The organism is Azospira sp. I13 (genome assembly GCF_003112695.1).
Lineage (GTDB): Bacteria > Pseudomonadota > Gammaproteobacteria > Burkholderiales > Rhodocyclaceae > Azospira.
Map to the genome: position 1 here is coordinate 52,565 of NZ_BFBP01000009.1, position 14,229 is coordinate 66,793.

The 14,229-nt window shown below is 64.2% G+C and carries 13 protein-coding genes; 5 read left to right on the forward strand and 8 right to left on the reverse strand.

The window, feature by feature from the left end; genetic code table 11:
• The first annotated feature begins 41 nt into the window (after positions 1–41).
• On the forward strand, positions 42–1,538 hold the full coding sequence (rng, locus tag AZSI13_RS08585) for a ribonuclease G (RefSeq protein ID WP_109040763.1): 1,497 nt from the start codon (positions 42–44) through the stop codon (positions 1,536–1,538).
• A 112-nt stretch (positions 1,539–1,650) separates the two neighbouring features.
• Here rng and AZSI13_RS08590 read toward each other — a convergent pair whose 3' ends face one another.
• The 4 genes from AZSI13_RS08590 to AZSI13_RS08605 all read right to left on the reverse strand — a co-directional run bounded on the left by AZSI13_RS08590 (position 1,651) and on the right by AZSI13_RS08605 (position 5,676).
• The gene (locus AZSI13_RS08590; RefSeq protein ID WP_109040764.1) at positions 1,651–2,763 is read right to left on the reverse strand and encodes a methyltransferase; all 1,113 of its coding nucleotides are present in this window, start codon (positions 2,761–2,763) and stop codon (positions 1,651–1,653) included.
• The gene (locus AZSI13_RS08595) at positions 2,760–3,392 is read right to left on the reverse strand and encodes a TetR/AcrR family transcriptional regulator (protein ID WP_201262340.1); all 633 of its coding nucleotides are present in this window, start codon (positions 3,390–3,392) and stop codon (positions 2,760–2,762) included. Before AZSI13_RS08595 ends, AZSI13_RS08590 begins: the two co-directional genes overlap by 4 nt.
• Before the next feature lie 227 nt (positions 3,393–3,619).
• Positions 3,620–5,089: a TRAP transporter large permease subunit gene (locus AZSI13_RS08600; RefSeq protein ID WP_165833423.1), complete on the reverse strand. Its 1,470-nt coding sequence runs from the start codon at positions 5,087–5,089 to the stop codon at positions 3,620–3,622.
• A complete protein-coding gene (locus AZSI13_RS08605; RefSeq protein WP_109040767.1) occupies positions 5,086–5,676 on the reverse strand; it encodes a TRAP transporter small permease subunit in 591 nt (196 codons plus the stop codon). Before AZSI13_RS08605 ends, AZSI13_RS08600 begins: the two co-directional genes overlap by 4 nt.
• A 312-nt stretch (positions 5,677–5,988) precedes the next feature.
• On the opposite strand from AZSI13_RS08605, the gene AZSI13_RS08610 reads away from it, so the two are divergent.
• The 4 genes from AZSI13_RS08610 to ribD all read left to right on the forward strand — a co-directional run bounded on the left by AZSI13_RS08610 (position 5,989) and on the right by ribD (position 9,600).
• The gene (locus AZSI13_RS08610) at positions 5,989–6,636 is read left to right on the forward strand and encodes a histidine phosphatase family protein (protein ID WP_109040768.1); all 648 of its coding nucleotides are present in this window, start codon (positions 5,989–5,991) and stop codon (positions 6,634–6,636) included.
• Between the two features lie 88 nt (positions 6,637–6,724).
• A complete protein-coding gene (gene glyA / locus AZSI13_RS08615) occupies positions 6,725–7,975 on the forward strand; it encodes a serine hydroxymethyltransferase (RefSeq protein WP_109040769.1) in 1,251 nt (416 codons plus the stop codon).
• A 21-nt stretch (positions 7,976–7,996) separates the two neighbouring features.
• Positions 7,997–8,476, forward strand: coding sequence for a transcriptional regulator NrdR (gene nrdR / locus AZSI13_RS08620; protein WP_109040770.1), 480 nt, complete (start codon positions 7,997–7,999; stop codon positions 8,474–8,476).
• A 29-nt stretch (positions 8,477–8,505) separates the two neighbouring features.
• Positions 8,506–9,600, forward strand: coding sequence for a bifunctional diaminohydroxyphosphoribosylaminopyrimidine deaminase/5-amino-6-(5-phosphoribosylamino)uracil reductase RibD (gene ribD, locus AZSI13_RS08625; RefSeq protein ID WP_109040771.1), 1,095 nt, complete (start codon positions 8,506–8,508; stop codon positions 9,598–9,600).
• A 317-nt stretch (positions 9,601–9,917) separates the two neighbouring features.
• Here ribD and AZSI13_RS08630 read toward each other — a convergent pair whose 3' ends face one another.
• Genes AZSI13_RS08630 through AZSI13_RS08645 form a run of 4 tightly spaced genes read right to left on the reverse strand, consistent with a single transcriptional unit; the run spans position 9,918 to position 14,180 of the window.
• A complete protein-coding gene (locus AZSI13_RS08630) occupies positions 9,918–10,673 on the reverse strand; it encodes a molybdopterin-synthase adenylyltransferase MoeB (protein ID WP_109040772.1) in 756 nt (251 codons plus the stop codon).
• 55 nt (positions 10,674–10,728) lie between these two features.
• Positions 10,729–11,151: a hypothetical protein gene (locus tag AZSI13_RS08635; RefSeq protein WP_109040773.1), complete on the reverse strand. Its 423-nt coding sequence runs from the start codon at positions 11,149–11,151 to the stop codon at positions 10,729–10,731.
• A 25-nt stretch (positions 11,152–11,176) separates the two neighbouring features.
• Positions 11,177–12,589, reverse strand: a complete 1,413-nt coding sequence (locus AZSI13_RS08640; protein ID WP_109040805.1) for a S41 family peptidase — start codon at positions 12,587–12,589, stop codon at positions 11,177–11,179.
• A 16-nt stretch (positions 12,590–12,605) separates the two neighbouring features.
• Positions 12,606–14,180, reverse strand: a complete 1,575-nt coding sequence (locus AZSI13_RS08645) for a murein hydrolase activator EnvC (RefSeq protein ID WP_109040806.1) — start codon at positions 14,178–14,180, stop codon at positions 12,606–12,608.
• Between the last annotated feature and the right edge of the window lie 49 nt (positions 14,181–14,229).

Genomic DNA, 14,229 nt, shown 5'->3' on the forward strand with positions numbered 1-14,229 from the left:
TGGGGCAAAACCTGAATTTTACCTGCCTTCCCACCCTTCCTATGCCTGAAGAAATCCTCATCAATTTCACCCCCCAGGAAACCCGGGTGGCGGTGATGCACCAGGGCGTCGCCCAGGAACTGCATATCGAGCGCACGGCCTCCCTCGGTATCGTCGGCAACATCTATCTCGGCAAGGTAGTCCGCATCCTGCCGGGGATGCAGTCGGCATTCATCGACGTGGGCCTGGAGCGCACAGCCTTTCTCCACGTGGCGGACATCTGGCTGCCGCGCCATAGCGAACGCGGCGAGCGCGGTGAGAAGGGCGAGCGGGACCGTGACGGCGACGGCGCCCGGCCCATCGAACGCATCCTCACCGAAGGCCAGAGCCTGGTGGTGCAGGTCATCAAGGACCCCATCGGCACCAAGGGCGCGCGCCTGTCCACGCAGATTTCCATCGCCGGACGGATGCTGGTGTACCTGCCCCAGGAAAAGCACATCGGCGTTTCCCAGCGCATCGAGGACGAGCAGGAACGGGAACAGCTGCGGGAGCGCCTGACCCGCCTGGTGCCGGCCGACGAGAACGGCGGCTTCATCGTCCGCACCATGGCCGAGAGCGCCACGGACGAAGAACTGGCCAACGACATCGAATACCTGCGCAAGACCTGGCGCGGCATCAAGGAACAATCCCTGCGGGTAGCGCCACCCTCCCTGCTGTACCAGGAACTCTCCCTCTCCCAGCGGGTGCTGCGGGACTTCGTCAATCCGGAAACCTCGAGCATCGTCATCGACTCCCGGGAAAATTTCCAGAAGCTGCGGGAATTCGCCGAGCAATACACACCCACGGTGCTGCCCCTGCTCGAGCACTACACCGGGGAGCGGCCCCTCTTCGACCTGCACGGGGTGGAGGAAGAAATCCAGAAGGCCCTGGCCCGGCGCGTCGATCTGAAATCCGGCGGCTACCTGATCATCGATCAGACTGAGGCCATGACCACCATCGACGTGAACACCGGCGGCTTCGTCGGTGTGCGCAACTTCGACGACACCATCTTCAAGACCAACCTGGAAGCGGCCCAGACCATCGCCCGCCAGCTGCGCCTGCGCAACCTGGGCGGCATCATCATCGTAGACTTCATCGACATGGAGAACACGGAACACCGGGATGCGGTGCTGGCCGAATTCAACAAGGCTCTCGCCCGGGACCACACCAAGATGACGGTGAACGGCTTCACCGCCCTTGGCTTGGTGGAGATGACCCGCAAGCGCACCCGGGAATCCCTGGCCCACGTGCTGTGCGAGCCCTGTCCGACCTGTGGCGGCCGTGGCGAGGTAAAGACCGCCCGTACCGTCTGCTACGAAATCCTGCGCGAGCTGCTGCGCGAAGCACGCCAGTTCAATGCCCGGGAATACCGCATTCTGGCAGCCCCGCCGGTGATCGACCTGTATCTGGACGAAGAATCCCAGTCCCTGGCCATGCTCTCGGATTTCATCGGCAAGGCCATCTCCCTCCAGGCCGAAGCAAGCTACACCCAGGAGCAGTACGACATTGTTTTGATGTAGTGCTGCGTCTTTTCACGAGGGGCATCGAATTGCCTGATTCGCCTGCCAACGTCGAGCCGGCGGTGAGGTGTTGCGGTGCGGCACAAGCAGCTGGGTTTGCCCGCATAGCACCTCACGGTCTGCGCAGCACCAGGATGCTGCCAAGGGAGCGTAAGCGTACGACCTCTTCCAGCACCAGGCCCGCCCCCTTAATAACGGAGTGCCACTCGGTCATAGTCCGTTCGCGCCCGCGACAGCCCGCAAACATCTGCATATCGAAGGAGGCGCTAGCGATGTCGGCCCCAGTTTCCGGAAGCACCATTTCTAGCACCGCTGCTCGGGCTGAGCTGCTCCCCATGGCCTCGCCCAGTTTCTTCAGTGCCCTGATGCAGGTGCCGTTGTCGAAACTATGCAGGACCGCCGAAAGCAAATAGATGTCCTTCGGTCCGGTGGCTGCAGGAATGGCCTCGAACAGATCCCCGACCTGAAAGCGAAGACGTTCTACTCCCGTCGTAGGGTGAGATGCCCAATAGCGTTGCGCTTCTGCTACCACCTGGGGACGATCGACGATCAGTGCGCGAAGATTTGGGTGTTGTTTCAGGATGGCCAGGGCCTTGGTCCCGCGAGACCCACCGACATCGATGACGCGATCAAACTGCCCCCAATCCAGGTCAGTGGCAAAGCCATCTCCTGCCAAGGACTCGACGCTATCCATCGCTTCAGAAAAGAGCTGGTCAAGGTCAGGATGATGATCCAGGTAATCAAACAACTCCTCCCCGTGACTCAGTTGGAACGGAGGCGTACCACTACGAATCCCTGCTTCCAGCTGCTCAAACCACGGGCAGCTCATTGCATCTGAGTTATGCATCAGAATCATGGCACGAACACTTTGCGGGTGGCTCCTGGCAAGGCAGCGGGAAAGCTTGTTGTTACGAAATGCCATGGGACCAACCTCCTCAAAAACGCCCATGGCTGCCAGCATCCGCATGAGACGCCCAAGCGCATCAGCATTCGCGTCGACACGCCGTGCCAGCACCGATGCCTCCAGGGTATCCGCCCCCAGCACGGTAGCAATATCCAGCCGGGCAGCCACGGCGAGGGCTTTCGATTGCCAGTAGGCTGAGCCAATCTGGATCAAGCGGAATGGCGCCGGTATCACCTTGTTGGGCAGCGACTGTAGCCAGTTGCCGAATTTCATGGCCTTGGCGAATCGGCGCACGGCGCCTGAATGCAACTGGAGCGTCATACACCCTCTCCTTTCTCCACTGAAATTGCTGGCGCCAAACCGGCTGCGAACAGGTGGCCATTGAACGCAGCCAATTTCTCCAGGAACGCCGCATTCATGGGGCGCTCCATCTGCTCCTCAAAAATATCTTTGAGCAACATGGGGGTCATCGCCAGGCTCACGAATGCCAGCCGCAGAATGTCGGGATCGATGGCCGGCGCAACCGCTCCCTGTGCTTTCAGGTCGGCAACCTTGCGCGCACCACGGCTACGGCCACGCTCCAGCAACTGCTGAATAAACCGACGACCTGGGCCATGCCGGAGCGCCAGTACCTTAAGGATCAGTTTGGGAAACTCTGGGCGGGCTAACATCGTCCGATAGTACAGGCCGAGGAATTCTGAAAATCCGGCAGTGGAAGCCAGCAACGGACCGTCCAGCACCTCAAGCAACGGGCTCAATGTCTCGCGAATCATTTCTTCGTACAGCCCCTCTTTACTGCCGAAGTAGTAGCGGATCATCGAGACGTTGGCCCCGGCACATTCGGCAATGCGTCGGGTGGTGACATGGTGATAGTCGTCTGCCAGAAAGCAATCAAGCGCCGCCTGAATCAAGCGGCTGCGGAGGGAGTCGGTGGGATTCGGAAGTTCCACGATAAATCCATCGTTATTGGATGAAAGCTAGGTTAGCAGTCGCAAAAGACGGCTCGGTAGGACTTTCATCAATCAATATCAGGGAGTTGACTGATCGGCTGCCCCCTTCTTCTGCCCAGCACTTCTCTCCTAACCATGGGGGCCTAGTTCCGATCTACCCCCCATTCCTCAGACGAAAAAAAGCCCGCCGGGGTTGCCGGCGGGCCAATTAGGGATGATTCGGTCGCTTAGTTGTTGTTCTGCTGCAGCTGCTTGAGCAGTTCGTTCTGGGGCTCCTCGCCCGATTCAGCGCTACCGCCTTCCTGCTGCTGCATCAGGGAGTTGAGGTCCATGGCCTCGGACTCCTGCTGGGTGGGCGTGTGGTGGGCCGGGTCACCGTAGCTGATCATGCCGGGGAAGATGATGATCAAGGCCACCATGATGATCTGGATGCAGACGAACGGCACGGCGCCCCAGTAGATGTCCGTCGTCTTGATCGAGGCCGGCGCCACGGAACGCAGGTAGAACAGGGCGAAGCCGAAGGGCGGGTGCATGAAGGAGGTCTGCATGTTCACCCCGAGCAGCACGCCGAACCAGATCAGGTCGATGCCCAGCTTTTCCGCCACCGGTCCCAACAGGGGCACGATGATGAAGGACAGTTCGAAGAAGTCCAGGAAGAAGGCCAGCACGAAGACCAGGATATTCACCACGATGAGGAAGCCCAGCTGGCCACCCGGCAGGGAAGTCAGCAGGTGCTCCACCCACAGGTCGCCGTTCACCGCGCGGAAGACCAGGCCGAACACCGTGGAACCCACCAGGATGAAGACCACGAAGGAAGACAGCTTGGCGGTGGTATCCATGGCCTGCTTGAGCAGGGAGACGGACAGGCGACGGCGCATCAGGGCCAGGATCAGGGCGCCGGCAGCCCCCATGGCGCCGCCTTCGGTGGGCGTGGCAATACCCAGGAAGATGGTACCCAGCACCAGGAAGATCAGCACCAGCGGCGGCACCAGCGTGGTGAGTACGCGCACGAGCAGCTTGGCGCCACGCAAGGAGCGGGCTTCCAGGGGCAGGGCCGGGGCGGCATTGGGCTTGATGATGGTGAGCAGAGCCACGTAGCCGACATACAGGCTGGTGAGTACCAGACCCGGCACCATGGCGCCTTCGTACATGTCGCCCACGGACTTGCCCAACTGGTCGGCCATGATGATCAGCACCAGGGACGGCGGAATGATCTGGGCCAGGGTGCCCGAGGCAGCGATGACGCCGGAGGCCAGGCGCTTGTCGTAGCCGTAGCGCAGCATGATGGGCAGGGAAATCAGGCCCATGGAGATCACCGAGGCCGCCACCACTCCGGTGGTCGCCGCCAGCAGGGCGCCGACGAAAATCACCGCGTAGGCCAGGCCACCGCGCATGGGGCCGAAGAGCTGGCCGATGGTGTCGAGCAAATCCTCCGCCATGCCTGATCGTTCCAGCACCAGGCCCATGAAGGTGAAGAAGGGAATGGCCAGCAGGGTGTCGTTGGCCATGATGCCGAAGACCCGTTCCGGCAGGGCCTGGAAGAGGGCGGGGTGGAGCAGGCCCAGTTCCATGCCGATGAAGCCGAAGACCATGCCGTTGGCGGCCAGGGCAAAAGCCACTGGATAGCCGAACAACAGGAACAGGACCAGGGCGCCGAACATGATCGGCGCCATGTTGTTAATCAGGAATTCCATTATTTGGCCTCCTCTTTGCGTGCCTGGATGGCGGCCGCCAGTTCTTCCTCGGCGGAGGGGCCCTTATGCTTTTCCATGGGGTTGGCAATCAGCCCCTTGAGGAAGGCGAAGCGCTTGATCAGTTCGGAGAAGCCCTGCAGCACCAGCAACAGGAAGCCGACGGGAATCATCAGACGAGCCGGCCAGCGGATCAGGCCGCCGGGATTGGAGGACATTTCTCCGGAATCCCAGGCATTCATGAAAATGGGCCAAGACAGGTACATGATGAGGATGGCCATGGGCATCAGGAATAGCAGGGTGCCGATGATGTCGATCCAGGCCTGGCCGCGGGGGGAGAGCTTGCCCGCCACCACGTCGATGCGCACGTGTTCGTTGCGCAGCAGGGTGTAGCCGGCACTGAAAAGGAAAATCACGGCAAACAGGTACCACTGGATTTCCAGCAGGCCGTTGGAGCTGTAATTGATGGTGTAGCGCATGACAGCGTTGCCGGCACTGATGATGGTCATGACCAGCACCAACCAGATCACGGCTTTACCAACACGCTCATTGAGGGCGTCGATCCCGCGGGAGACGCTGAGCAGAAAGGTCACGATGGGTTCCTCCAGAGATGTCTTAAAATGCCGGGCTTCTTGGGCCCCGTTGCGTCATGTGCGGCTTGTGGCCGGGCAAAGTCCTCCTGCGGCTTCGCCTGAACGCTTTTACCGCAGCGCGGGCCGCCCAGGCGGCCGCGTACGGAGTCGTGCAAAATGCGCGGCGAGTATGGCACAGGGGGAAAGTCCGGGGCATTGGTGGAAACCCTAGCCGGCCGGGGCTTTTCAGCCGTATTCCCCTGGCAATGACTGCTTCGCCATGAGGGTTTTTTCCACTGTCCGGACGCCGGCAAGGCGTCGCCGAGGAATGCCATGTCCCCTACCCGTATCTGCGTCGTTCGCCACGGCGAAACCTTCTGGAATGCCGAACGGCGCATCCAGGGCCATATTGATATCGACCTCAACCCCACCGGCCTGCGCCAGGCCCGGGCGACAGCCCGTCGCCTGGAGGAGGAAGGGGCCTTTGCCGCGGTGTATAGCAGCGATCTTTCCCGAGCCCGGGTCACGGCCGAAGCCATCGCTGCCCATCTGGGGCGCCCGGTGCGCCTGCGGCCGGCCCTGCGGGAGCGGCGTTACGGCCTGTTCGAAGGGCTGACCTACACCGAGGCCAGCCAGCGCCACCCGGAAGCCTACGCCGCCTTCGAGGCGCGGCAGCCGGCTGCGCCGATCCCCGGCGGCGAGAGCCTGAGCGAATTCTCGGCCCGGGTCACCGGTTGCCTGGAGGCCCTGGCCGCCAGCCATGGCGGCGAAACCCTGCTACTGGTCTGCCACGGCGGCGTGCTGGATGTAATCAACCGCCACGTGCGGGGCTTGCCCCTGGCGGCACCGCGGGACTTCACCATTCCCAACGCCGGCATCACCTGGCTAGAGAAGGGCACCGATGGCACCTGGCGCATCGTCCTCTGGGGCTGTACCCGGCACCTGGAAGCCGGCGGCGCCCTGGACGAACTGCCGGCCTGAGCCGGGTGGGGGATTTCCCCCGGGGGCTGGACACCTTCCGCCCATGGTACAATTTTCGCCTTTTTCAACGGCTTGAGAGGCAGCACCGATGTTTTCCGCAAACGATACCCTGGCGAAAGTCGACCCCGAACTCTGGAAGGCGATCGAAGACGAGAATCGTCGCCAAGAGGACCATATCGAGCTGATCGCCTCTGAAAACTACGTCTCCAACGCGGTCATGGAAGCCCAAGGCTCCCAGCTGACCAACAAGTACGCCGAAGGCTACCCCGGCAAGCGCTACTACGGCGGTTGCGAATACGTGGACGTGGCCGAGCAACTGGCCATCGAGCGCCTGAAGAAGCTGTTCGGTGCCGAAGCCGCCAACGTGCAGCCCAACTCCGGTTCCCAGGCCAACCAGGCCGTGCTGATGGCCTTCGCCAAGCCCGGCGACACCATTATGGGCATGAGCCTGGCCGAAGGCGGCCACCTCACCCACGGCATGGCCCTGAACATGTCCGGCAAGTGGTTCAACGTCGTCTCTTACGGTCTCAACGAAAAGGAAGAGATCGACTACGACAAGATGGAAGCCCTGGCCCGCGAGCACAAGCCGAAGATCATCGTCGCCGGCGCCTCCGCCTACGCCCTGCGCATCGACTTCGAGCGCTTCGCCAAGATCGCCAAGGAAGTCGGCGCCATTTTCTGGGTGGACATGGCCCACTACGCCGGCCTCATCGCCGCCGGTTTCTACCCCAACCCGGTGCCCCACGCCGACGTGGTGACCTCCACCACCCACAAGACCCTGCGCGGCCCCCGCGGCGGTGTGATCCTGATGAAGGCCGAGCACGAGAAGGCCCTCAACTCCGCCATCTTCCCCGGCCTGCAAGGCGGCCCGCTGATGCATGTCATCGCCGCCAAGGCCGTGGCCTTCAAGGAAGCCGCATCCCCCGAGTTCAAGGCCTACCAGGAGCAGGTGATCAACAACGCCCGCGTCATGGCCAAGGTGCTGGGTGAAGAGCGCGGCCTGCGCATCGTCTCCGGCCGTACCGAATCCCACGTCTTCCTGATCGACCTGCGCGCCAAGAAGATCACCGGCAAGGACGCCGAAGCCGCTCTGGGCCGTGCCCACATCACGGTGAACAAGAACGGTATCCCCAACGACCCGGAAAAGCCCTTCGTCACCTCCGGCATCCGTATCGGTTCCCCGGCCATGACCACGCGTGGTTTCACCGAGATCGAAGCCGAGCAGATCGCCCACCTGGTGGCCGACGTGCTCGACGCGCCCAACGACGAAGCCAACCTGGCCGCCGTGCGCGCCAAGGTGGCGGCGCTCTGCAGCAAGTTCCCGGTCTACGGTAAGTAAGCCCCCACAGGCGGCCGGGCGATGAAATGTCCCTTCTGCGGCGCCGACGACACCACCGTTGTCGACACCCGCATCAATGAAGACGGCGACATCGTCCGCCGCCGCCGCCGCTGTACGCACTGCGACAAGCGCTTCACCACCTACGAGCGGGCGGAAATCCGCCTGCCCCAGGTGGTCAAGAAAAACGGTTCCCGGGTGGATTACAACCGGGACAAGCTCTCCGCCAGCCTGTGGCTGGCCCTGCGCAAGCGCCCCGTCACCACCGAAGCGGTGGACGGGGCCATCACCCGCATCGAAGAAAAGCTGCTGGCCCTCGGCGAACGGGAAATCCCCTCCGAGAAGGTCGGCGAGATGGTCATGCGGGAACTGAAGAAGCTCGACAAGATCGCCTACGTGCGCTTCGCCTCGGTCTATCGCAACTTCGAGGATGTGGACGAGTTCTCCCACGCCATCCGCGAAGTCACCCCGGCCAAGCCCGGCCGTCGCCCCCGCGACGAATAATCCCCCCGCCACCGCTCCCCGCTCCGCCCATGCCCGCCCACGGCACTGCTGCCGACTACGCCCACATGGCCCGGGCCCTAGCCCTGGCTGCCCGGGGACTCCATTCCACCGCGCCCAATCCCCGGGTCGGCTGCGTCCTGGTCAAGGACGGGCAAGTGGTTGGGGAAGGCTGGCATGTGCGGGCCGGCGAACCCCATGCCGAAGTCCACGCCCTGCGGGCGGCTGGCGAGGCTGCCCGGGGCGCCACCGCCTACGTCACCCTGGAGCCCTGTAGCCACCACGGCCGCACCCCACCCTGCGCCGAAGGCCTGGTGGCCGCCGGCATCAGCCGGGTGGTGGCAGCCATGCCCGATCCCAATCCCCTGGTGGCCGGTCGCGGCCTGGAAATCCTGCGCCAGGCGGGTATCAACGTCCTCTCCGGCATCCTCGAAAAGGAGGCCCGGGAACTCAATCTCGGCTTCGTCTCCCGCATGACCCGGGGGCGCCCCTGGCTGCGCTTGAAAGCGGCAGCCAGCCTGGATGGCCGTACCGCTCTGGCCAATGGCCAGAGCCAGTGGATCACCGGCGCCGCCGCCCGGCAGGACGGCCACCGCTGGCGCGCCCGGGCCTGCGCCATCCTCACCGGCAGCGGCACCGTGCTGGCGGATGACCCCCAACTTAACGTGCGGGGCGTGACCACGGAACGCCAGCCCATCCCGGTGGTGGTGGATAGCCGCCTGGAAACGCCCCCCGGCGCCCACCTGCTGGATGGCCGGCCGGTGCTCATCGCCACCGCCAATGCCGACGCGGCCAAGGCCGCTGCCTTAGCCGCGCGGGGTGCCGAGGTGCTGCACCTGCCCGATGCCGCTGGCCGGGTCGATCTACCTGCACTGCTGGCGGAACTCGGCCGACGGGGCATCAACGAACTGCACGGGGAAGGCGGCGCCGGCCTCAATGGCGCCCTGTTGGCCGCCGGCCTGGTGGATGAACTGCTGCTCTATCTGGCGCCGACCCTGCTGGGCAATCCAGCCCTAGGCCTCTTCGGCCTGCCCGAACTGACCTCCCTGGAACAGCAGCAACGCCTGGTCTGGCACGATGTACGCCAGGTCGGCGACGATCTGCGCATTCTCGCCCGTCTGGCCTGATAGCGCCCCCGGGCGCCGGAACGGACGGATTGATCTCGTGACGAAGCCGTAGATCGACAGCCCATTGGCCTGGCGGCATGCCAAGCCAGCATTCCCACAAGCATCCCTGTAAGAACACCCCGAAGAGGCAATAGGGACGCCATTCTTCCTTGCATCGCCCTGGCAACCCAAGCTGGGCGCGGCGCTCCAGGCATGGGCGCGTGCCTTCTGCCTCCCCAGGTGGTTTTGCGGAGCTAGCCGCCACACGCCAAGCGCCTCTCCTGCGCCCCGCCGTGGATCAGGTGGCGAGCAGCCGGCCGCCTTCCTTCTGTCTTCCCCTAGCCCGCCTGGCCGCCGCACACCGGGCAGCCCGGGTCCCGCTGCAGGCGCACGGTACGCCATTCCATGGTTAGGGCATCGAGCAGCAGCAGACGCCCGCCCAGGGTCTGGCCGCAGCCCGCCAGCACCTTGAGGGCCTCAGCGGCCTGCAGGGTACCGATGATGCCGGTGAGGGGGGCAAAAACCCCCATGGTGGCGCAACGCACTTCCTCCACATCCTCCCCTTCGGGGAAGAGGCAGTGGTAGCAGGGGGCCGCCGGCTGGCGTGGGTCGAAGACGCTGATCTGGCCGTCGAAACGCACCGCGGCGCCGGAGACCAGGGGCTTGCCCAGCTTGACGCAGGCCCGGTTCACCGCATGGCGGGTGGCAAAGTTGTCGCAGCAATCGAGCACCACGTCGGCACGGGCCACCTCGGCTTCCAAATCCTCGCCCTCGAGACGACGGGCGATGACCTCGACCCGGGCTTCCGGGTTGAGGCGCTGCAGGCTGTCCCGCCCGGATTCGGCCTTGGGGAGTCCCACGGCGGCTTCCGTGTGGAGAATCTGGCGTTGCAGGTTGGTCAGGTCCACCGTGTCGCCATCCGCCAGGGCCAGGGTGCCCACACCGGCCGCGGCCAGGTAAAGGGCGGCCGGGGAACCCAGTCCACCGGCACCGACGATCAAGACCCGGGCGGCCAGGAATTTCTCCTGCCCCTCGATACCGATGGGGTCAAGGAGGATGTGGCGGCTGTAGCGGAGTAGTTGCTGGTCGTTCATGGCGGGCAAAATAAAAGGGCCGCATGGGGCGGCCCTGGGGTGGGAGGTATCTGGCTTACTTGTATTCCCGCCATTCGGGCGGGGTATCGTCGTGGTCGCCGTGGGGGTGGCGCTCCCAGGCCTGAGCGTAGGCTTCGGAGGAGGACTTGATGGGCCGCTCCGGCGCTTCCAGGTTGTGCAGCTGGGTTTCTTCCACGTAGTAGATGAGGGCCCGCATGAGCTTGCTCATCAGGGTGTTGTCCAGGTGAAAGCCTTGGTCCACCAAGCCGGCTTCCAGGCCTTCCAGGGTGTAGTCGGTGAGGTCGTATTCCACGGCCACAGCCCGCTTTTCCAGCTCGGGGGCGGCTTCCAGCTTCTCCAGGCCAGTCAGCAGATCGGCGGCTTCAGGCACCTGGCCGGGGGGGAAGCGGGAAAAGAGGATTTCCCGCTTCTTTTGGGTTTCCAGACGGCGCGACAGCGTGGCGGCGACTCGTTTCATGGCCCTCTCCCCGAGGTGTATTGCTTTACGGCTTATTCTGCATGATCTGCAGACCCTTGAGAAGGTTGAGGGCCTGGTTCAGCTGGTAGTCGCTCTTGGAAGCCAGCTCCACCGGCGGCGGGGTGTCGGCCTTGTCTTCCTCGTCCTTGCCCTTCTTGCCGTTGGACTTACTGTCTTTGCTGTCCTTGGTATCCTTCAGGCTGCTGCGGGGCGAGGCTTCCTTTTCCTTGTCGTTGATCAGGTGGCGTTCCAGATCAGCTTCCCGCAGGCGCTCGGCAGAGGCGCCGTTGGCGCTCTCTTCCACGGTGATGTCCGGTACGATGCCCTTGGCCTGGATGGAGCGGCCATTGGGCGTGTAGTAGCGGGCGGTGGTGAGCTTGATGGCGGTGTTGCCGGGCAGGGGCAGCACGGTCTGCACGGAGCCCTTGCCGAAGGTCTGGGTGCCCAGGACGATGGCCCGCTTGTGATCCTGCAGGGCGCCGGCAACGATTTCGGAGGCAGACGCGGAGCCGCCGTTCACCAGCACCACCATGGGCACCTTCTTCACTTCGGCGGGCAGGTTCTTCAGGTAGTCGTCCTTGTTGCCCCGCAGGTAATCGTCGGCACTGGCGAAGTACTGATGCTTGGCATCCGGGGTGCGGCCATCGGTGGCCACCACCAGGGCCTTGGCCGGCAGGAAGGCGGCGGAAACGCCGACGGCACCGTTGAGCAGGCCACCCGGGTCGTTGCGCAGGTCCAGCACCAGGCCCTTCAGGGCGCCTTCCTTGTAGAGGTCGGCAAGGTGCTTGACCAGGGCCGGGCCGGTGTTTTCCTGGAACTGGGTGATGCGCACGTAGCCGTAGCCGGGCTCAGCCAGCTTGGACTTGACGCTCTGCACCTTGATCACTTCCCGGTTCAGGGTAACGACGATGGGCTTCTGCTCGCCCTTGCGCACGATGGTCAGGGTGATGGGGGTCTTGGGCTTGCCGCGCATGCGCTTGACGGCGTCGGAAAGGGTCATGCCCTTGACCGGGGTATCGTCCAGCTTGACGATCAGGTCGCCGGCCTTGAGGCCGGCGCGGAAGGCGGGGGTATCTTCGATGGGGGAGACGACCTTGACGAAGCCGTCTTCCATGCCGACTTCAATGCCCAGACCGCCGAACTCGCCCTGGGTACCGACCTGCAGTTCCTTGAAGGAGTCGGCATCCAGATAGGAGGAGTGGGGATCCAGGTTGCCCAGCATGCCGGAGATGGCATTGGTGATGAGCTTCTTGTCCTCCACCGGCTCCACGTAGCCCTGCTTGATGGCATTGAAGACTTCGGCAAAGGTGCGCAGCTCTTCCACGGGGAGGCCGGCCCGGGTGTCCTTCTCGGCCATGGCGGAAATCTGCACGGACAGAAGGATGCCGGCCACCATGCCGACACCGATCAATCCCACCTGCTTGAACGGCTTGCCCATCTTCACGAAAAGTCTCCTACTTCAAGCTCGCCCATTTCAGCGGGTCGAGCGGCTGGCCTTGATGGCGAAGCTCAAAGTATAAACCGGATTCCGGGTTGCCACCGCTGTTGCCCACGACGGCCACCACGTCCCCCGGCTTCACCGTTTCGCCGACGTGTTTGTACAAGGATTCGTTGTTGCCGTAGATGGTCAGATAGCCATCGCCATGGTCGAGAATCAGCAGGTTGCCGAAGCCCCGCATCCAGTCGGCGAAGACCACCCGGCCCGGCGCCACGGCATGGACATCGCTACCGCCAGCGGCGCGGATGAAGAGCCCCTTCCAGGAGCTGCCCTCCTGGCGAGCGGAACCGAAGCGATTGCTGACGGTGCCGCGTACCGGCAGGCGCAGGCTGCCCTTGAGGCGGGCAAAGTCACCATTGAAGCGCGGCAGGCCCGCCTCCGGCGTCTTCTCGTTGGCCACCCCGGCGGACTGACTGGGGGCAGGAGCGGCCTGGCCAGGGCGCTCCGCGGCCGCTTTGGCCTTGGCTTCAGCCCGGGCCCGGGCGGCCTGCTGGGCCGCTTGCTGCGCCGCCTGCTGGGCGATGATGCGGGAGAGGCCATCGATCAGGCGGGTGAGGCGCTTTTCATCCTGCTGCAGCGCACCGATTTCCTTGCGCCGAGCCTCAATCTGCTGGGAAATCTTGCTCAGGGTGGCCTGGCGCTGGTTTTTCTGGCTCAACAACTGCTGATGCTGTTCTTTCTGGCGATTTTCCACTTCGGCCAGCTCGTTCTCCCGGTTGCGGGTGTCTTCCGCCAGTGCCTTCTTCTGCCGCAGGCTGCTGCCAATCTGCTGCAGCAATTCGCTACGGGCCCGGGCCACGGCGGAAAGGTAGTAGAGATCCCGGGCAGTCTGGTTAGGGTCGCTGCCGTTAAGCAGCAGGCGCAAGGGGTCGGAACCGTCGCCCCCATCCATGTACTGGCGGATGAGCAGCTGCTCCAGCTGGCTGCGCTGGCCGGCCAGGGTGCCCTCCATCTCACGGGCCTGGCTGGCCAATTGGCGCAGGCTGGCCTGCAAATCACCACGCTGCCCGGCCAACTGACGCAGATCCCGGGAAAGGTTGGAGATGCCTTTTTCCGCATCCTTCAGCTGGTCGGCCACATCAGCACGGGATTCCTCGGCACTGGCCACCTCCTTGCGCAGGCTGTCGATACGCCCCTGCAGCTCCTTGAGGTCGGCCTTGGAGGATTCCGCCTGGTGTTCGGGATTGCCCCCCCCCGCCAGCTTGGCCCCTACGGCGACGCCGGCACCGGCCGCCACCGCGGCTCCGGCCACGGCAGCCCCCTTGCGCCGGGGTTCGTTGCGGGGCTCGCTACGATTTTCGCTGCGTGCCGGCGCCGCCTTGGCCGCCGAGCTGGGGCCGGCCGCCTTGTGGGGCACAGGCTTGGCCATCCCCTTGGCCGGCGGCGCGGCTTTCACGGCGGCCTTGGCGGGCGTTTTGGTGGGGGTAGCTTTACTCGCGGGCTTGCTTGCCGGCTTGGCGGCTGCAGCCTCCCGGGGCTTGCCGGCGGCCAGGGCCTGGCCGCCAGTGACCGACAGCAGGACGAGGGGCATGCAGAGCAGCATCGCCGCTGACAGCGGCATCGGGCGACGGCTGGATTTC